At 72.6% G+C, this 18066-nt stretch carries 12 protein-coding genes; 5 read left to right on the forward strand and 7 right to left on the reverse strand.

The genetic code is table 11. The features are described from left to right. Positions 1-197 precede the first annotated feature (197 nt). Entirely contained in the window at positions 198-3239 is a 3042-nt protein-coding gene (locus SCA03_RS10045) for a serine hydrolase (protein WP_230988566.1), read from the reverse strand. 298 nt (positions 3240-3537) lie between these two features. Between SCA03_RS10045 and SCA03_RS10050 the strand changes: the two genes are divergently transcribed. From SCA03_RS10050 to SCA03_RS10060, 3 genes are all read left to right on the forward strand, one after another. Continuing rightward, complete coding sequence (locus SCA03_RS10050) at positions 3538-4314, forward strand: GOLPH3/VPS74 family protein (protein WP_030882761.1); 777 nt, start codon at positions 3538-3540, stop codon at positions 4312-4314. Between the two features lie 318 nt (positions 4315-4632). Next, a complete protein-coding gene (locus tag SCA03_RS10055) occupies positions 4633-5493 on the forward strand; it encodes a helix-turn-helix domain-containing protein (protein ID WP_030882758.1) in 861 nt (286 codons plus the stop codon). Positions 5494-5855: 362 nt separating this feature from the next. Beyond that, entirely contained in the window at positions 5856-6062 is a 207-nt protein-coding gene (locus tag SCA03_RS10060) for a DUF397 domain-containing protein (protein ID WP_030882755.1), read from the forward strand. Positions 6063-6284: 222 nt separating this feature from the next. On the opposite strand, the gene SCA03_RS10065 is transcribed toward SCA03_RS10060, so the two are convergent. The 3 genes from SCA03_RS10065 to SCA03_RS10075 all read right to left on the reverse strand — a co-directional run bounded on the left by SCA03_RS10065 (position 6285) and on the right by SCA03_RS10075 (position 11074). Beyond that, positions 6285-7430: an ADP-ribosylglycohydrolase family protein gene (locus SCA03_RS10065; protein ID WP_030891220.1), complete on the reverse strand. Its 1146-nt coding sequence runs from the start codon at positions 7428-7430 to the stop codon at positions 6285-6287. 177 nt (positions 7431-7607) lie between these two features. After that, positions 7608-10181 (reverse strand): bifunctional FO biosynthesis protein CofGH, encoded by a 2574-nt coding sequence (locus tag SCA03_RS10070; protein WP_086815264.1) that lies wholly within the window; start codon positions 10179-10181, stop codon positions 7608-7610. Positions 10182-10246: 65 nt separating this feature from the next. Continuing rightward, on the reverse strand, positions 10247-11074 hold the full coding sequence (locus SCA03_RS10075) for a TIGR03619 family F420-dependent LLM class oxidoreductase (RefSeq protein ID WP_086815265.1): 828 nt from the start codon (positions 11072-11074) through the stop codon (positions 10247-10249). A gap of 85 nt (positions 11075-11159) precedes the next feature. On the opposite strand from SCA03_RS10075, the gene SCA03_RS10080 reads away from it, so the two are divergent. Beyond that, on the forward strand, positions 11160-12782 hold the full coding sequence (locus tag SCA03_RS10080; RefSeq protein ID WP_169729627.1) for a CehA/McbA family metallohydrolase: 1623 nt from the start codon (positions 11160-11162) through the stop codon (positions 12780-12782). A gap of 3 nt (positions 12783-12785) precedes the next feature. Here SCA03_RS10080 and SCA03_RS10085 read toward each other — a convergent pair whose 3' ends face one another. After that, on the reverse strand, positions 12786-13634 hold the full coding sequence (locus SCA03_RS10085; RefSeq protein ID WP_086815266.1) for a helix-turn-helix transcriptional regulator: 849 nt from the start codon (positions 13632-13634) through the stop codon (positions 12786-12788). Between the two features lie 227 nt (positions 13635-13861). On the opposite strand from SCA03_RS10085, the gene SCA03_RS10090 reads away from it, so the two are divergent. Next, positions 13862-14884 (forward strand): aldo/keto reductase, encoded by a 1023-nt coding sequence (locus SCA03_RS10090; protein WP_030882738.1) that lies wholly within the window; start codon positions 13862-13864, stop codon positions 14882-14884. Positions 14885-14950: 66 nt separating this feature from the next. On the opposite strand, the gene SCA03_RS10095 is transcribed toward SCA03_RS10090, so the two are convergent. Further along, the gene (locus tag SCA03_RS10095) at positions 14951-16690 is read right to left on the reverse strand and encodes an N-acyl-D-amino-acid deacylase family protein (RefSeq protein WP_030882735.1); all 1740 of its coding nucleotides are present in this window, start codon (positions 16688-16690) and stop codon (positions 14951-14953) included. Positions 16691-16757: 67 nt separating this feature from the next. Continuing rightward, on the reverse strand, positions 16758-17885 hold the full coding sequence (locus tag SCA03_RS10100) for an LLM class flavin-dependent oxidoreductase (RefSeq protein ID WP_030882732.1): 1128 nt from the start codon (positions 17883-17885) through the stop codon (positions 16758-16760). Positions 17886-18066: the final 181 nt, after the last annotated feature.

The following is an 18066-nucleotide window of genomic DNA, read 5'->3' on the forward strand; positions in this document are numbered from 1 at the left end:
GCCCGTCGAGCCCGGATGCTCTGTCGTGCCGCGCGTCCCCTCGCGGCGGCCGGATCGGCCCGACGCTACCGGACGGCCCTCGCCACGCCACCGCCTGCCCCACCTGTGCCGCCGGAAACGACCCCGCCCTCCCCCCGCGCCACCGCGGGAGCGACGGCCGGAAGGGAGGGCGGGAGAGGCGGCGCGCGGTGCGCGGCTCAGGACACGCGGGTGAGCTTGGAGCCGAAGCCGGGCTCACCGAGCGGCTTCTGGAGGGCCACCGGCACCTTCACCTGGCCGGGGCCGTCCCCTACCGTCAGCGTGCCGACCTTGGTACCGCTCTTCGCCTCGTGCGGTACGGCCTTGCCGTTGTCCGTGAGGCCGAGCTTCACCTTCAGCCCGGACCAGCCGACGGCGGAGACGTCACGGGTGGCGACGACGGGCGTCTTCCCGCCGAGCCGGTCGTCCACATAGCCGACGACGTCGCCCTTCTTGACGACCTTGCGGGACGTCAGGGCGTTCTGCGCCGTGTCGATCAGCTTCTTGCTCTCGCCGAGGACGGTGTCGAGGATCGAGGGCTTGTACTGGCCGAGCACAGCGCCGACGACCAGCTGCTTGGTACCGCCGATCTCCTTCTCGGCCGCGAACACCAGATTGCCGCCCGCCTTGGTGGTCGTGCCGGTCTTGATGCCGACGACGCCGTCGACCGGGACGAGCTTGTTCCAGTTCTGCTGCGTCTTGCCGTTCATGTCCTCGTACTGCGGCTGCCGCACGATCTCCCGGAACAGCGGGATGTCCATGACCTTCTTGGCCAGCTTGACCTGGTCGGCGGCAGTGCTCACCGTCTCCGGCCTGAGGCCCGAGGGGTCGGTGTACGTCGAGTTGGTCATGCCGAGGTCCTTGGCGGCGTCGTTCATCTTCTTCACGAACGCCTTCTCGGACCCCGCGTCCCAACGCGCCAGCAGCCGCGCCACGTTGTTCGCAGATGCGATCATGATCGCGTTGATCGCCTCGCGCTCGGTCATCTTCTGACCGGCCTTGACGTCGACGGTCGACTCGTTCTGCGCGCTCAGCCCGGCGTCCTTCTCCGCCTTCTCGTCGACGGGGATGCGCGGACCGGCCGAGCCCTTCTTGACCGGGTGGTCGCGCAGGATGACGTAGGCGGTCATCACCTTGGCCACACTGGCGATCGGCACCGGCTTCTGCGCACCGTACGAACCGAGCGAGCCGAGGCCCTCGACGTCCAGCACGGCCTGCCCCTCGGAAGGCCACGGCACGGACGGCTTGGATCCCTCGAAGGTGTAGCTCTCCGCCACCGTCATCGACAGCTTCGGGTCCGGCAGCGGGCGCACGGCCTGCACCACGACGAAGATCACCGCGAGCAGCAGCACCAGCGGCGTCCAGATCTTCACCCGGCGCACGGTCGCCCGCAGCGGCGTCTCCGGGGGCGGCGGAGTGTTCGTCAGCTGTGCCAGCAGATCGAGCGGCTCGGGGGACGCACCGGGCGCCTGCTGCTGACGCGTGCGCTCCGGGTCCGCGCCCTCGGCCGGTTCTCCCGCCGGCATCGGCGGCGCCGAGGACCACGGGGCCGCGGTCTTGCCGCTCTTGGCCGTGCCCGCACCGGCCGCCGGAGAGGCGGACGGCTTCGGCGGCACCGTCGCCGACGAGGACTCGGGCGGCAGCGAGGCGGCAGGGGTGCGCGGCTCGTCGGCCGAGCGCAGCGGAACGAACGTGCTGGTCTGCTCCGACTCCGACTCCTCGTCCGGCAGCCGCGGATCCCGCGTCGCCGCACCGGCCTTGCCGGAGGCAGCCGTTCCGGCCTTCTCGCCGTCCCGGCCGCCGGTGCCCTTCGCGGAGGTGCCGGACGCCCCGGAGCCGTCGGTGCCGGACGCCGCCGGGGAGCGGAAGACAGCCGTGGGCTGATCCACCACCGGCCCGCTTCCGCCCTTGCCGGACGTACCGCCCTTCGCCTCGGCACCCGCTGCCGGACCGGACTCGCCGTCCTTGCCCTCGGGCACCCGGAAGACCGCGGTCGCCTGATCGACGGAACCGGACGCCGCCGCCCGGCCCTTCCCGCCCCGGGCACCGCCGCCGGCGTCCTTCCCGCCGTCCCGCCCGGCGCCGTCCTCACCACGGCCGTCGGCAGCCCGGCGCTCCTCGGCGTCCTCGCTCCCCTCGGCGCTCCGGCCTCCCTGACCGCCGCCGGAGCTTCCCGCATCTGTGGCGCTCTTCGCGCCCTGGGACTTCTTCGCGGCCTTCGCGGCCTTGGCTTCGCCGGCGCCCGCGGCGCCCCCGGAACCCGTCGCGCCCCCGCTGGTGGACGAGCCGTCCGCGGCCTCCGCCTCGGCCTCCTCCGCGTCGTCACGGCCCTTCGACGAGCCGAAGAACGCGGCCGTCAGCCGCTCGGCCCGCTCGGCCGCCGCCTCGTCGCTGTCCTTGGCCTCGCCCCGGCGGACGATCCCGAACATGGCCGTGGGGGCGTCTCCGCCGGACACGGCGGCATCGCGCTTCCCCGTGTCCTTCGCGTCCGCACCCTTGCCGCCGGAGTTCTTCCCGCCCTTCGCGCCCTTGCGGCCGCCCCGGGCGCTTCCGGCGGACCCGGCGTCGTCACCGGAACGGCTGTCGCCTCCGTCGTCCCCCGCCGTGCCCGCGGAACCGCTGCCCTCGCCGGGCCTGGGCCGCACGGGAAGGTCGGCAGCTGCCGGGCGTCGCGCACTTCCGCCACCCTTGTCCGCTGCGTCCTCGGTGTCCGAGGTGCGCGAAGTACCGCCCGAGGAGCCGTCGGCAGAGCCCGACGCCGCGTCCTCGGCATCCTTGGCGCCCTTGCCTTCCTTGGCGTCCTCGGCGGAGGTTCCGCTGTCGCCGCTGCGCGAGGCGGGCACGCTCGCGGCGCCCGTGTCCCCGCGTCCGTCGCTCTCCTGGCCGTCGCCGTCCGGGCCGTGGTCGCCCGCCACCCACGCCGCGACCGCCGACTTCAGCCGTGCGTCGCCCTCGTCCGTCCGGGTTCCGGCGCCCTCGGCCGTACCGGCTCCGGCCGCGGCCTCGTCCGTTCCGCCGGACCCGTCAGTGCTGGTCGTGTCGGCCGTGCCCGACGCCGCGGTACCGCCGGGGGACGCCCCGTCCGCGCGCTCAGCGGACCCCTTCGGGGCCTCCTCGGCGCCGTCCGGGCCGCTGCTTCCACCGGCCTGTGGTGCCTGCTCCGTGGTCGTCTCGCCGTGCTGCCGTTCGTTTTCGGCCGTCTGTTCAGGGCGCGCAACCACGCCGCCACCCACCGTCGTCTCCCCCGACGACCTCTCCCGTTCCGACCTGTCGGGGGACTCGCCCGCCACCTGTGCCTCCCGTTTGCTGCTAGCCGCTCGCCATACCAGTTAACCGTGTCCTGTGCACCGAAGCCGCCACCCTCGGTGGGGCACTCGGGCTCGGGAGGGCTGTCGCGGCCTCCCCACTCGGCAGACGAGAACGACATACCTACTGGTTCCCGTCCATAACGCTCGCGCACTCTCGACAGACCATTGTGAGAGGGGTCACCCTGTCATTCATCCACGCGGGGAGGCATGGATGGGCAGGAGCCGCAGAACAATTCCGGAGGAGCTTCTGCTGCTCGCCCTGGACCCGGCCACGGGTACCACGGCGCAGCCGCAGTCGCTTGACCTCGGCTTGGCCGGGGCCCAGCTAGTGGAGCTGGCTCTGGCAGGACGGATAGCCCCTGATGGGGATCGTATCGCCGTGGTTCTTCCACGGCCGACCGGAGATCCGACCCTGGACTCCGCTCTGGAACTGCTGCGCAGGCGCGGCAGTCCGGTGCGCGCGGTCCACTGGATCGGCGGGCCCCGCCTGGGGCTTCGTCAAACCTATCTCACACATCTGGAACGGTGCGGCATGGTGCATGCGGTTTCCGGCCAGATGTGCGGAGTACTGCCGACAACGCGCTACCAGGCGACGGACACGGAGATCAGCAGGGAGATCAGGGCCCGGCTCGATTCCGCGATCCGTACCGGCGTACCCCCGGACCCGAGGACGGCCGCGCTCGCCGCGCTCGCCCACGCGGTCGGGCTCGGCAAGCATCTGTATCCCGGGAACGAGGGACGCTCGTGCCGTTCCAGGCTCCGGGATCTGATCAGGCACGACCCGATGGGCGGCCTCGTCGCCCACGCGGTGATGGATGTGCAGAACGGTGTCGGGGGGCAGCCACGGCGCTCCCAGGGCGGCGGCGCGGGGGCTCCCGCGGGGCGTCCGGCGGCACGCACGGCGGCGCCCGCGGGTGCCTCGTCCCGGCGGATGCCGGGGCAGGCGCGGCAGGTGTCCGGCGGAATGGTCCGCGCGGGAGCACGCTGACCTTCCACGTTCCACCCCCCTCGAACGCTCCGTTCCGAACGCTCGCGCCGGCCGGTGGAGCGGCGGCTGGTCACCCCCAGGTCACCGGGGAAGCCGCTGCTGCCGACGGGGCCGGGCGGTCGGCCGCACCACCGCACGGGGTGACGATCCGGACGGCAGAACAGGAACCTGTCGGCCGGATCGTCACCCCGGACGTGCGATTCTTCTGCATTCGCTGTACTCGAACCCGCACTCTCTGTTGCCATTTGGCAGCGCCACCACGCCTGTTGGTGGCAATCTGCTGGAAGGTATTCGTATTTGACGCGGAGGTGCGGTCACGTGGCGTCGAACGTCAATCCCACAGTCCGGCGCCGCCGGCTGGGCCAGGAGTTGCGCAAACTGCGTGAGAACCGGGGCATGACGGCCGAGGAGGTCGCGGACCGGCTCCTGGTGTCGCAGTCGAAGATCAGCCGGTTGGAGAACGGCCGGCGCAGCATCAGTCAGCGGGACGTACGCGACCTGTGCGGGGTCTACGAGGTCGACGACCACCGCATAGTGGACTCCTTGATGCAGATGGCGAAGGAGTCGCGGCAGCAGGGCTGGTGGCACGCTTTCGGCGACATTCCCTACAGCGTCTACATCGGGCTGGAGACGGACGCGGCTTCGCTGCGCGTGTACGAGCCACAGGTGGTTCCGGGACTGTTGCAGACGCGCGCCTACGCGGAAGCCGTCGTCGCCGGCGCGCTACCCGAGGCGACCGCCGCCGACATCGAACGCCGGGTCCAGGTACGCATCCGCCGTCAGGAACGCATCCAGGGCACGCGGAATCCGCTGCGGCTGTGGGCGGTTCTGGACGAGTCGGTGCTGCGTCGCGAGGTCGGCGGCAGACACACCATGGCGGAGCAGCTGGGCTATCTCAACGAACTCTCGCAGCAGCCGCATGTGACGATCCAGGTCATGCCGTTCTCGATGGGCGCGCATCCCGGGGTCAACGGGCAGTACGCCATTCTGGAATTCCCCGACGCCTCGGATTCGACGGTCATCTACCTGGAGGGCGTCACCAGCGACCTGTATCTGGAGAAGGCGAACGACGTGCAGAGCTACAGCGTGATGTACGAGCATCTGCGTGCGCAGGCGCTGAACCCGGACCAGACGCGGGAGTTCATCGACGACGTGGCGAAGGAGTACGCGCGGCGCTGAGCGGTCGTCGCCCGGCCCGGCGCCCGGCGGAGATCCCGGCTCGTTCCCGTACACAGATGTGCGGCACGCTCCCCGGCGGAGTGTGCCGCACATCTGTGTACGGTCATGCGGTCATGCAGCCACGCATCCGTGCCGCGGCAATGGCGGCCGATCCGCCTGTTCCTGCGGGGGTTTTCGGGGTTTCGTCATCTGCTGCTGGACAGACGACCGCACGGAAATCGGAGAGAGTACACCGGTGACAAGTGCAGTGTGAAGAGCACTCTGGAATATGCCATCCGGTCGAGTGAACGGCGCTCTTCCCAGCTGGTTTTGCCGCGTAACGTCGCCCGCACGTCAGGAACCACCGGAACACCGGAGCAGACATGCCAATTCAGCAGGGATCGACCCACACGTGGACCAAGTCGAGCTACTCCACCGGAAACGGTGCGTGCGTGGAGGTCAAATCGCCCGCCGTGCGCGTCGTGGCCGTGCGTGACTCGAAGGACCCGCGGGGCCCCGAGCTCAGCTTCCGGCCCGAGGTGTGGGGGACCTTCGTGGCACGGCTCGACGACGGCTCCGCCACCGCCTGAGCCGCGCCGGGGCCCGTCGGCCGCGACCGCTCCGTGACCGTGCGCGTTCCACGCCTCCCCGCGTACCGCACGGCCTGTCCGCGCCCCGGCATCGACAGCCCCGCCCCCTCGCCCGGCCCGCCGCCCGGTCGAGGGGGCTTTTGTGTGAGCCCACCGCGGGCCCTCCGGTGCCGTCTGCCGTCCTCCGGGCGGGGCGGCGTCCCGGACATCGTGTGCGGGCCGTCAGGCGCGTGGATAGCGGCTCAGCCAGGCCGACGAGGCTCCGGCGGGGCCGTGCAGGGCGGGGCCCTGCGTCATCTCCATGGCGAAGTCGTCGGCCAGCTCCAGGATCGTCGAGCGGCCCTCCAACTCCGCGACCCAGGCGGGCGGAAGCGCCGTCTCACCGTGGATGGCGCCGAGCAGGTTGCCGCAGATGGAGCCCGTCGAGTCGCTGTCCCCGCCGTGGTTGACCGCGAGCAGCAGACCGTGCCGGACGTCCTCGGCGACCAGCGCGCAGTAGACACCCATCGCCAGCGCCTCCTCGGCCGTCCAGCCCTCCCCCAGCGCCGCGACCCGCTCCGGCGACGGCATGCCCTGGCGTACGGCGCCCAGCGCGTGTTTGAGCGCCTCCGTCGTCTCCTCGTGTCCCGGGCGGGTGGCGAGCTGCACCAGGGTGCGCTGGACGGCGGCGTCCAGGCTCTCGCCGCGCGCCAGCCCGTGCACGATCGTGGCGAAGGCGCCCGCGGCGAGGCATCCCGTCGGATGTCCGTGCGTCTGGGCCGCGCACTCCACCGCCAGCTGGAACACCAACTGCGGCTCCCAGCCCACCAGCAGGCCGAACGGCGCCGACCGCATCACCGTGCCGCAGCCCTTGGAGCCCGGGTTCTTCGGGTTCTCCAGGGTGCCCATGCGGTCGTCCGCCAGGCCCGTCAGACAGGCGTTGCCGGGTGCCCGCCGGGCGTAGAGCCACTCCTCGCGGGCCAGCCAGCCGTCCTCCTCGCGCCGCTCGTCGGGGCCCCAGTCCCGCTGGGTCGCGGCCCAGCGCCGGTAGGCGGCGTGCACATCGGTGGGCGGATGCCAGGCGCCGGTGTCCCGCCGTACATGGGCGCGGATGAGGCCGTCGACCGTGAACAGCGTCATCTGTGTGTCGTCGGTGACCGCGCCGCGCCGGCCGTACGCCGTGACGTAGTCCGTCACCCCCTGGGGCCCGTGGGCCGCGCGTATCGCGTCCAGGGAGTCGAACTCGACGCCGGCGCCCAGTGCGTCGCCCACCGCGCCGCCCAGCAGGCACCCGCGCACTCTGCTGCGGAAGTCCTGCTGCTCGGCCCTGCCCCAGATCGCCGTGACCCCGGCCGGGCCGGTCTCCGCGCCACCGTCCGTTCCTGTCATGCTCGCTCCCCCTCCCCAGGATCCGGGGCGCACTCTAATGGACACCGGTGGCGGCGCACTGCGAAGAGAATCACCGGGCCGCGGGGAAAACTCCCCTCTGCTGTAGGGGTTTTCCCGGCGGGCGCGTGCGCCACCGCAGCTGGGGCGGTGTGTACGCGCCCGCCGGGCGTCCGGGGCTCAGACCACCGGCAGCAGCTGCGGCAGATGCCCGTCCGAGTCCTGCGCCGCGCGGCGGCGTTCCTCCGGTACCTCGCCGTAGGTCGTCGTCCGGGCGCGTGCGGGGCGGCCGGCGGCGTCGGCGATCGCGACGAGGTCCTTGATGGAGCGGTAGGAGCCGTAGGAGGAGCCGGCCATCCGGGAGATGGTCTCCTCCATGAGCGTGCCGCCGAGGTCGTTGGCGCCGGAGCGGAGCATCTCCGCCGCGCCCTCGGTGCCGAGCTTGACCCAGCTGGTCTGGATGTTGGGCACCCAGGGGTGCAGCAGCAGCCGCGCCATGGCGGTCACGGCACGGTTGTCGCGGGTGCTGGGCCCGGGCCGGGCGATGCCGGCGAGGTAGACGGGCGCATTGGTGTGGATGAACGGCAGGGTGACGAACTCCGTGAAGCCGCCGGTCTCCTGCTGGATCTGCGCGAGCAGCCGCAGATGACCGAGCCAGTGCCGGGGCTGGTCGACGTGGCCGTACATCATGGTGGCCGTCGAGCCGAGGCCGACCTGGTGGGCCGTCTTGATCACCTCGACCCAGGTGGCGGTGGGCAGCTTGCCCTTGGTGAGGATCCAGCGGACCTCGTCGTCGAGGATCTCCGCAGCTGTGCCCGGAATCGAGTCGAGCCCGGCCGCCTTCGCCTCGGTGAGCCACTCGCGGATCGACATCCCGGTGCGGGTGGCGCCGTTGACGACCTCCATGGGCGAGAAGGCGTGCACATGCATGCCCGGCACGCGTTCCTTCACGGCCCGCGCGATGTCGAAGTAGGCGCTGCCCGGCAGATCGGGGTGGATGCCGCCCTGCATGCAGACCTCGACGGCGCCGACGTCCCACGCCTGCTGGGCGCGGTCGGCGACCTGGTCGAGGGAGAGGGTGTAGGCGTCGGCGTCGGTGCGGCGCTGTGCGAAGGCACAGAAGCGGCAGCCGGTGTAGCAGACGTTGGTGAAGTTGATGTTGCGGGTGACGATGTAGGTCACGTCGTCCCCGACGGCGTCGCGGCGTACGTCGTCAGCTGTGCGGCACAGCGCGTCGAGCGCCGGGCCGTCGGCGTGCAGCAGGGCGAGCGCCTGGTCGTCGGTGAGCTTCGTGGGATCGTCGGCCGCCTGCGTGAGCGCGGCGCGCACATCGGTGTCGACGCGTTCGGGGGCCATGCCGGAGGCCGCGCGCTCGCGCAGCTCGTCCCAGTCGCCGTACACCTCGTCGAAGTCGTCGCGCCGGTCGCCGGTGCGGCCCTCGGTGTCGATGGTGCGGTGCAGATCGGTGCGGCCCATGGGCGTGAAGCCCTCGTCGGGTTCCTGCCAGGGCAGCCCGGTGGCGAGCGCGTCAGCGCGGGCGAGGCCGGTCTCGGGGTCGGCGAGGGCGGCGACGTGCGGCAGTACGCGCGGGTCCAGCCACGGCTCGCCGCGCCGGACGTACCCGGGGTAGACGGCGAGGCGTTCGCGCAGCTCGAACCCGGACTCGGCGCTGTGCGCGGCCAGTTCGTCGATCTGCGGCCAGGGCCGCTCGGGGTTGACGTGGTCGGGGGTGAGCGGCGAGACGCCGCCCCAGTCGTCGATGCCGGCGTCGATCAGCCGCCGGTACTCGCCCTCGACGAGGTTGGGCGGGGCCTGGAGGCAGCCGGTCGGGCCGAGGATGTGCCGGGCGACGGCCACGGTGGCCACGAGGTCGTCCAGTTCGGCGTCGGGCATGCCGCGCATGGCCGTGTCGGGCTTGGCGCGGAAGTTCTGGACGATGACTTCCTGGAGGCCGTGGTAGGCACGCTGCACCCGGCGCAGCGCGAACAGCGAGTCGGCGCGCTCCTCGTACGTCTCGCCGATCCCGATCAACAGGCCGCTGGTGAACGGCACGTTGGAGCGGCCCGCGTCCTCCAGGACGCGCAGCCGCACTGCGGGCTCCTTGTCGGGTGAGCCGTGGTGCGGGCCGCCCGGTTCGCTCCACAGGCGTTCGGCCGTGGTCTCCAGCATCATGCCCATGGACGGCGCGACCGGCTTGAGCCGCTGGAAGTCCGTCCAGCTGAGCACGCCCGGGTTCAGGTGCGGCAGCAGTCCGGTCTCTTCCAGGATGCGGATGGCGACGGCCCGGACGTAGGCGATGGTGTCGTCGTAGCCTTCGGCCTCCAGCCACTCACGGGCCTCGGGCCAGCGGTCCTCGGGCTTGTCGCCGAGGGTGATCAGGGCTTCCTTGCAGCCGAGTTCGGCGCCCCGGCGGGCGATGTCCAGGACCTCGTCCATGGACATGTACATCCCGTGGCCGGCGCGGCGCAGCTTTCCGGGGACGGTGACGAAGGTGCAGTAGTGGCAGCGGTCTCGGCACAGCCGGGTCAGCGGGATGAAGACGCTCTTGGAGTACGTGATGACGCCGGGGCGGCCGGCCGCCTCCAGCCCGGCGTCCCGTACGCGGGCCGCCGAGGCGGCCAGGTCGGTCAGGTCGTCGCCGCGTGCCTGCAGCAGGACGGCGGCCTCGGTGCTGTCCAGGGCGACGCCGTCGCGGGCGCGCTTGAGGGCGCGGCGCATCGCGTTCGCCGTGGGCGCCTGTCCGTGTGAGCTCATCCGTCGAGCGTAGCGCCGCGTCGCTGCCCTGGGCACAGCTGCTCGGTGCCGGATGACCTGGTGATTCACAGGTACTGCGCGTAGTCGTCCAGGGCCCGCAGAACCTCGTCGGTGCCGCCCGACGGCAGCATCAGGACGACCTCTTCGGCGCCGAGGTCGCGGTAGTGCGCGAGTTTCCCGGCCGTCGGGACGACGTAGCTGGGGACGATCTCGGGCTCGCCCGCGCGGCCGGCCTCCCGCCAGGCGGCCCGCAGCTGCGGCAGGGCGTCCGTGAGCCCGCTGCCGCCGGTGGGCAGCCAGCCGTCCGCGTACGCGGCGATGTGCGCGAACAGGGTCGGGCCCGCGGCGCCGCCCAGCAGCAGCCGCGGGCCGCCGGGCCGCGTCGGCTTCGGGTGGGCGTACGAGGCGCTCACGGACCCGAAATCGCCCTCATATGCGGTCGGTTCGGGCGCCCACAGTGCGCGCATCAGCGCGATGCGGTCCCGGACGACGGCGCGGCGGCTGCCCCGGCTCACCCCGTGGTCGGCGGCTTCCTCGATGTTCCAGCCGAAGCCGACGCCCAGGGTGAAGCGCCCGCCGGACAGGAGGTCGAGCGTGGCGATCTGCTTGGCCAGGGCGATCGGGTCGTGCTGGGCGACGAGTGCGATGCCGGTGCCCAGCGCCAGGGTGTCGGTGACGGCCGCGGCCGCGGTGAGGGCGACGAACGGGTCGAGGGTGCGTCCGTAGGCGCGCGGCAGGTCCCCGCCGAAGGGGTACGGGGTCCGCCGGCTGACGGGGATGTGGGTGTGCTCGGGCAGAAAGAGGCCGGCGAAGCCGCGCTGTTGCAGTTCGACCGCCAGCCGGCCGGGCCGGATCGTCTCGTCCGTGAGGAGCGCCGTCGTCGAAATCCGCATGGGGTCACTGTGCCCTCACCCTTCGGAGGACTCCATGACGCCCGCGGTACTTTCCGCGCACACCGTGAGCGCGTACAACCCGGGCATGGATCCCTTCGCGGACGCAGAGGCGGGCGCTGCCGGGGACGAGACCGCGCACAGCTGTGGACGGACTCCCGGCGCCGGGGGCCGCTCGCCGGACGCGGCGGACGGGCCCGGCCCGGACGGCACGGGCGGGCGGGAAGAGCCCGGCAGACGTGCGGTGCTCGCGTACGGGGCGGCGGCCGGGGTGTCGACGCTCGCGGCTGTGGGCTTCGACGGCGCGGAGGCCGAGGCAGCCCAGGGGCGGCCGGTGCGGCGCACCGTGCGCGGTCATCTGGCGGCGGGAGCGCCGGACTTCGTGCATCTGCCGGTACGGGTGCCGGAAGGGGTGCGGGAGCTGACCGTCCGCTACCGCTACGACCGGCTGGAGGTGCCCGCCGGGACGCCCGGCAACGCGCTGGACATCGGCGTCTTCGACGAGCGCGGAACGCAGCTGGGCGGGCGCGGATTCCGCGGGTGGTCGGGCGGGTTCCGCGACGCGTTCACCCTCTCCGCCGAGAAGGCGACGCCCGGGTACCTGCCGGGCCCGGTGCGCCCGGGGACGTGGCACGTGGTGCTCGGCCCGTACACGGTCGCGCCGCGGGGGATGGACTACGAGGTCACCGTGGAGCTGCGGTACGGCTCCCCCGGCTCCACGCCGCGGCCCGTGTACCCGCCGGAGCGTGCCCGCGGCCGGGGCCGGGCCTGGTACCGGGGCGACTGCCATCTGCACACCGTCCACTCCGACGGCGCCCGCACCCCGGCCGAGGTGGCCGCGGCGGCGCGCCGGGCCGGGCTGGACTTCCTCGCCACCACGGAGCACAACACGACCTCCGGGCACGCGGCCTGGGAGGGCCTGTGGGGCGACGATCTGCTGGTGCTGTGCGGCGAGGAGGTCACCACCCGCAACGGGCACTGGCTGGCGCTGGGAACCGACCCGGGCACCTTCGTCGACTGGCGCTACCGCGCGCGGGACGGGGTGTGGCCCCGTTTCGCCCGCGCCGTCCACCGGGCGGGCGGCCTGGTCGTCCCGGCGCACCCGCACTGCCCGTTCGTGGGCTGCCGGTGGAAGTTCGGGTACGAGGGGTCCGACGCCGTCGAGGTGTGGAACGGGCCGTGGACCGCCGACGACGAACACGCCGTGGCCGCCTGGGACAACCTGCTGGTCGCCCGGGACGACTGGCTGCCCGCCATGGGCAACAGCGACGCGCACCGCGAGGGCCAGGACGTCGGGCTGCCGCAGACCGTCGTGTACGCGGACGATCTGGCGCGCGGACCGCTGCTGGAGGCGCTGCGGGCCGGGCGCAGTTATCTGGCCGAGTCCTCCCGGGTGGTTCTGCTGCTGGAGGCCGTCGACGAGTACGGCGGGCACGCGCTGCCGGGCGGCACCCTGCACGCGGACGCGGGGAGGCGGGTGACCGTCACCGTCCGCGCGGAGGGGGCGCCGGAAGGCGCGACGCTGCGGCTGCTCACGGACGAGGGCGAGATGTGCACGGGCCCCGCTCCCTCGCTCAGCTGGGACACCACACCGCGCCTGGCCACCTATGTGCGGGCCGAGTTGCGGCACCCGGCCGGGAAGGGGGCACAGCTGCCGGGGGCGATGGCGGCCATGACCAACCCGGTGTGGCTCGGCGGCGGTCGGCGCTGACGGCTACGCTGCCGGGGACGTCTGCCGGAGGGCGGCGATGCGGCGCAGCACCGCCTCGGAGGGCGAGCCGGGCTCGACGGTGTACGTGCACAGCGTCTGGCCCTCGTCGACGGGCAGCTGAAGGGTCTCGTACGTGACCTCCAGGACGCCCGCCTCCGGGTGACGGATGCGTTTGCGGCCGGTCAGCTTCTCGCGGACCTGCTGGCGCTGCCACAGCTCCCGGAACTCGGCACTGCTGTCGAGGAGTTCGGCGACGACGTCCCTGACGCGGGGGTGGGAGGGGTGGCGTCCGGTCTCCGAGCGCAGGGCGGCGACGGTCTCCGCGGCGACGTCGTCCCAGTCGGGGTGCAGGCTGCGGCGTTCGGGGTGCAGGAAGACCAGCAGCGGCGCGTTGCGCCGGTCCGGCGGCAGGGTCTCCAGGTCGAAGCAGAGGTCGGCGCCCAGGCGGTTCCAGGCCAGGTAGTCCAGGCCGGGGCCCACGACGTGGGCGGGCACCCGCGGGTCCATGGCGTCCAGCAGCCGCCGTATCTGCGGGCGGACCACCGGCAGATGCCCCCGGTCGTGGCCGGCGGGCGGCTCGGCGAGGTTGCGCAGATGTGCGTGCTCGTCGCCGGTCAGCCGCAGGGCGCGGGCCAGCCCGTCGAGCACCGGTGGGGAGATGCCCTGGGCGCGGCCCTGTTCGATGCGGATGTAGTAGTCGACGCTGATGCCCGCCAGCTGTGCCACTTCTTCTCTGCGCAGCCCGGGCACCCTGCGGCGGTTGTGCACCGGCGGGAGGCCGGCGTCCGCGGGGTCGAGCGCTGCCCGGCGGGCCTTGAGGAACGCGCTGATGCTCATGCTGTCCGGCTGCATGGGCCCAGTATCCGCCGCGGGGTGGTACCGGCGGACCCAGGTTGCGCCTGCTCTGGTTCGCGCCCGCGGCGGCGCCGAGGCTCTGGTGTGCGGGGCCGGACGGTTCCGGCGCACAGCTGTGCACCCGCGGCCGCGCCGGCATCCGTGCGCGGCCGGGGCGGGACGGCGGGTGCGCACCGGCAGATGACGACGTGGCCGCGGTGTGCGGCCGGCGAAGGAGCACAGCTGTGCAACGCAGGTTCCTGGGCGGTACGGGCATCTCCGTGCCCGAGTACGGGCTGGGCGCGATGATGTTCGGCACGGGCAACACCGATCCCGACGACTGCGTGCGGATCGTCCACCGTGCGCTGGACGCGGGCATCGACCTCATCGACACGGCCGACATCTACGAGAGGGGCGTGAGCGAGGAGATCGTCGGCCGGGCCCTGAAGGGGCGCAGGGACGAGGTGGTGCTGACCACCAAGGCGGGCATGCCGATGAGCGAGCACGCCAACGAGCGGGGCAACAGCAGGCGTTGGCTGACGCGTGCGCTGGACGACAGCCTGCGCAGGCTCGGGACCGACCATGTGGACGTCTACCAGCTGCACCGGCCCGACCCGCACACCGACATCGACGAGACTCTCGCGACGCTCACCGACTTCGTCCGCGCGGGCAAGGTCCGCGCCGTGGGCACCTCCACGTTCCCGGCCGAACTCCAGGTCGAGGCGCAGTGGACGGCCGAGCGGCGCGGACATGTCCGGCCGCGCACCGAGCAGCCGCCGTACTCGATGCTGGCACGCGGGGCGGAGGCCGCACTGCTGCCCACGGCGCAGCGGTACGGCATGGGGGTCCTGGTGTGGGGCCCGCTGTCGGCGGGCTGGCTCTCGGGCCGGATCCGTTCGGCCGACGACATCGATCTGAGCGCCGGCCGCACCGCGATCGAGCGGCAGAAGTTCGATGTCCGGCTGCCCGCGAACGCACGCAAGCTGGAGGCGGTGCTGGCGCTGGCACAGCTGGCGGACGAGGCGGGCCTGGAACTCCGGCACATGGCGCTGGCTTTCGTGCGTGCGCACCCGGCCGTCACCTCGGTGCTGCTGGGGCCGCGCACCATGGAGCACCTGGAGTCGCTGCTGACGGGCGCCGAGGTCACGCTGGACGACGCGCTGCTGGACCGGATCGACGCCATCGTGCCGCCCGGCACCGATCTGAACCCCCAGGACGGCTACTACCAGCCGCCGGCGCTCGTGGACCCGGCGCTGCGCAGGCGCTGAGCCACCGGGCCCGCAGCCTCCGCCCCGGGCCCCCGGCCGGCCCCTGCCGGCCGGGGAGGGGCGTGCTCAGCGTGTGCTGACGGTCTCGGTGTCCCGGCCGGAGCGCAGCAGGGTGCCGGCCACGGCGCCGGTGAGCCGGTCGTCGCGCACGGCCTCGGTGCCGTTGACCCAGACGCCGACCAGGCCGGTGGCGCGGGAGTCCAGGCGCGGGCTGTCGCCGGGCAGGTCGTGCACCAGCGTGGCGGGCCCGGCGTCGATCCGTTCCGGGTCGAACAGCACGAGGTCGGCGTGGGCGCCCTCGGCGATCCGGCCGCGGTCGCGCAGTCCGAACAGCCGCGCCGGTTCGTCGGTGAGCATCTGCACGGCGCGTTCCAGGCCGACGAGTTTCCGGCCGCGCAGGCAGTCGCCGAGGAACCGGGTGGTGTAGGGCGCTCCGCACATCCGGTCCAGGTGCGCACCGGCGTCGGACCCGCCGAGGAGCACGTCCTCGTGTTCCCAGGTGCGGCGGCGCAGTTCCCAGGAGTCGGGGTCGTTGTCCGTCGGCATGGGCCACAGGACGGTGCGCAGTTCGTCGTTGGCGCAGATCTCCACCAGGCAGGCGAACGGGTCCTGGCCGCGTTCGGCGGCGATGTCGCGCACCACCCGGCCGGTCAGCCCCTCGTTCGCCGCCGAGTACGTGTCGCCGATGACGTAGCGGTCGAACTTCACCAACCGGCGGAAGACGCCCGCTTCCTCGCTGTCGGCGCGGCGCAGCATCTCCTCGCGCACGGCGGGCTCCCGCAGCCGTGCGATGCGTTCGGGTACGGGCAGGCCGAGGATCTCCCCCCAGCCGGGGAGGAGGTTGAGCGCGCAGAAGGTGCCCAGGGACATGTTCATGGGCGTGAGGATGGGCATGGTGAGGGCCACGATCCGGCCGCCTGCCGCGCGGGCCCGTTCGCTGGGCACCAGCTGTCGCGGTACGCGCTCCGGTACGGCCGCGTCGATGGACAGCACGTTCCAGTTGAGCGGCCGGCCGGCGGCGGCCGTCATCCGGACGAGGAGTTCGACCTCGTCGTCGGAGAACCGGTCCAGGCAGCCGGCCACGATGGCCTCCAGCTGTGTGCCCTCGTGCTCGCCGACGGCGCGGGAGAGGGCCAGCAGTTCCTCCGGCTCCGCGTGCCGCGAGGCGACAGGGGCGCCGTCGCCGTCGGAGTGCGTGGACGACTGTGTGGTGGACAGCCCCCAGGCGCCGGCGCTCATCGCGTCGTGCAGCAGACGCACCATCTCGTCCATCTGCTGCGGGCTGGGCCGGCCGCCCACCGCGTCGGGGCCCATCACGTGCCGGCGCAGCGCGCAGTGCCCCACCATGAAGCCGGCGTTGACAGCTGTGCGGCCTTCCAGCGCGTCCAGGTACTCCCCGAAGGAGTGCCAGTTCCACGGCGCGCCCTCCTCCAGCGCGACGAGGGACATCCCTTCGACCTTGGACATCATGCGCCGCGTGTAGTCGGCGTCCTGCGGACGGTCCGGGTGGAGCGGTGCGAGCGTGAAACCGCAGTTGCCCCCGGACACGGTGGTCACTCCGTGCTCCAGCGACGGGGTGGCGTACGGGTCCCAGAACAGCTGCGCGTCGTAGTGGGTGTGCGGGTCGACGAAGCCGGGCGCGAGGACGAGCCCGGTGGCGTCCTGGCTGCTGTGGGCCTCCTCGCGCAGGGTGCCGGGCGCGGCGACGGCGGCGATCCGGCCGGCGCGGATGCCGACGTCGGCGCGGAAGGCCGGTGCGCCGGTGCCGTCCGCCACGGTCGCGCCCGTGATGAGGTGGTCGAGCATCGAGCGGTCTCCTCCCCTGGGTGTGCGGGGCGTCGGGCCGTCCCGGGGACGGCCCCGCCGGTCGCCGTCAGCCGGCGGCCGCGTCCCGGAAGCGGGTGGTGCGGTGCACGGGGTCGGTGTCGATCTGCGGGATGACGTGCTCGCCGATCAGCTTGATCGAGTTGAGGGTGTCCTCGCGCGGAATGCCGACGGGCAGTCCGAAGCACAGCTGGTCGGCGCCGGCCTGCTCCCAGCGCTTGCACTGCTGGAGGACCTCTTCCGGGTTGCCGCAGATCATCAGTTCCTCGGAGATGAGCAGGTCGACGACTTCCTCGGTGTATTCGGGGATCAGCTCGGGCCACTCGGGGATGCCGTCGGGGCGCGGGAACGTGTCGTGGTAGCGGAAGAGCAGCGACTGGAGATAGTTGAGGCCGGCGCCCACGGCGATCCGCCGGGCTTTCTCGGTCGTCTCCGCACAGATGGCGGTGGACGTCACCATGACGTTGTCGTTGACGAACGCGCCGACCGGCTCCGCGTCCTTGACGGCGCCCTTGTAGGAGTCGAGGACCCACTCCATGTCGGACACCTTCTGCACACTGAAGCCGAGCACCCCGAGGCCCTTGCGTGCCGCCATGGCGTACGACGGCGGCGACCCGGCGGCGTACCACATGGCGGGGTGAGCGGCCCCGTACGGCTTGGGCAGCACCTTGCGCGGCGGCAGGGACCAGTGCGTGCCCTGGAAGCCCTGGTACTCGTCCTGGAGCCACATCCGGGGGAACTCGGCGATGGTCTCTTCCCAGATCTCCTTGGTGTGGTTCATGTCGGTGATGCCCGGCAGGAAGCCGAGGATCTCGTGGCTCCCGGCGCCCCGGCCGGTGCCGAACTCGAAGCGTCCGCCGGAGAGATGGTCGAGCATGGCGACCTTCTCCGCGACCTTCACCGGGTGGTTGACGGTGGGCAGCGGGTTGAAGATGCCGGAGCCGAGGTGGATGCGCTCGGTGGCGTGCGCGAGGTAGCCGAGGAAGACGTCGTTGGCGGAGAGGTGCGAGTACTCCTCCAGGAAGTGGTGCTCGGAGGCCCAGGCGTACTTGAAGCCGGACCTGTCCGCCTGGATGACGTACTCGGTCTCTTCGAGCAGCGCCTTGTGTTCGGCCTGCGGGTCGGCCGAGGCGCGTGAGGCCGGTACGTACCCCTGAACAAAGAGCCCGAATTCCACGTCGGTTCACCTCTCACGCGTATCTGACGGAGCGTCAGTTCTGGCTTCCCGACGACTCTCGCACCGGCTCCGGGGGCCGTCAATACCCGTGCCCGCCGGGCAGCGGCGGGGCCGCGGGCCGGAAAACCGCGGCATCTGCGCACGCGACGGCGGGCTTCCGCATCTGCTGCGGAAGCCCGCG

Origin of the sequence: Streptomyces cacaoi (assembly GCF_006539165.1) — a bacterium.
Classification (GTDB): Bacteria; Actinomycetota; Actinomycetes; order Streptomycetales; family Streptomycetaceae; genus Streptomyces; species Streptomyces cacaoi.

What these genes read in the sequence shown, in the direction of transcription:
- SCA03_RS10050 (WP_030882761.1), top strand. Translation starts at nt 3,538, where the DNA reads ATGGGCAGGAGCCGCAGAACAATTCCGGAGGAGCTTCTGCTGCTCGCC.
- SCA03_RS10060 (WP_030882755.1), top strand. Translation starts at nt 5,856, where the DNA reads ATGCCAATTCAGCAGGGATCGACCCACACGTGGACCAAGTCGAGCTAC.
- SCA03_RS10065 (WP_030891220.1), bottom strand. Translation starts at nt 7,430, where the DNA reads ATGACAGGAACGGACGGTGGCGCGGAGACCGGCCCGGCCGGGGTCACG.
- SCA03_RS10070 (WP_086815264.1), bottom strand. Translation starts at nt 10,181, where the DNA reads ATGAGCTCACACGGACAGGCGCCCACGGCGAACGCGATGCGCCGCGCC.
- SCA03_RS10075 (WP_086815265.1), bottom strand. Translation starts at nt 11,074, where the DNA reads ATGCGGATTTCGACGACGGCGCTCCTCACGGACGAGACGATCCGGCCC.
- SCA03_RS10080 (WP_169729627.1), top strand. Translation starts at nt 11,160, where the DNA reads ATGGATCCCTTCGCGGACGCAGAGGCGGGCGCTGCCGGGGACGAGACC.
- SCA03_RS10085 (WP_086815266.1), bottom strand. Translation starts at nt 13,634, where the DNA reads ATGCAGCCGGACAGCATGAGCATCAGCGCGTTCCTCAAGGCCCGCCGG.
- SCA03_RS10095 (WP_030882735.1), bottom strand. Translation starts at nt 16,690, where the DNA reads ATGCTCGACCACCTCATCACGGGCGCGACCGTGGCGGACGGCACCGGC.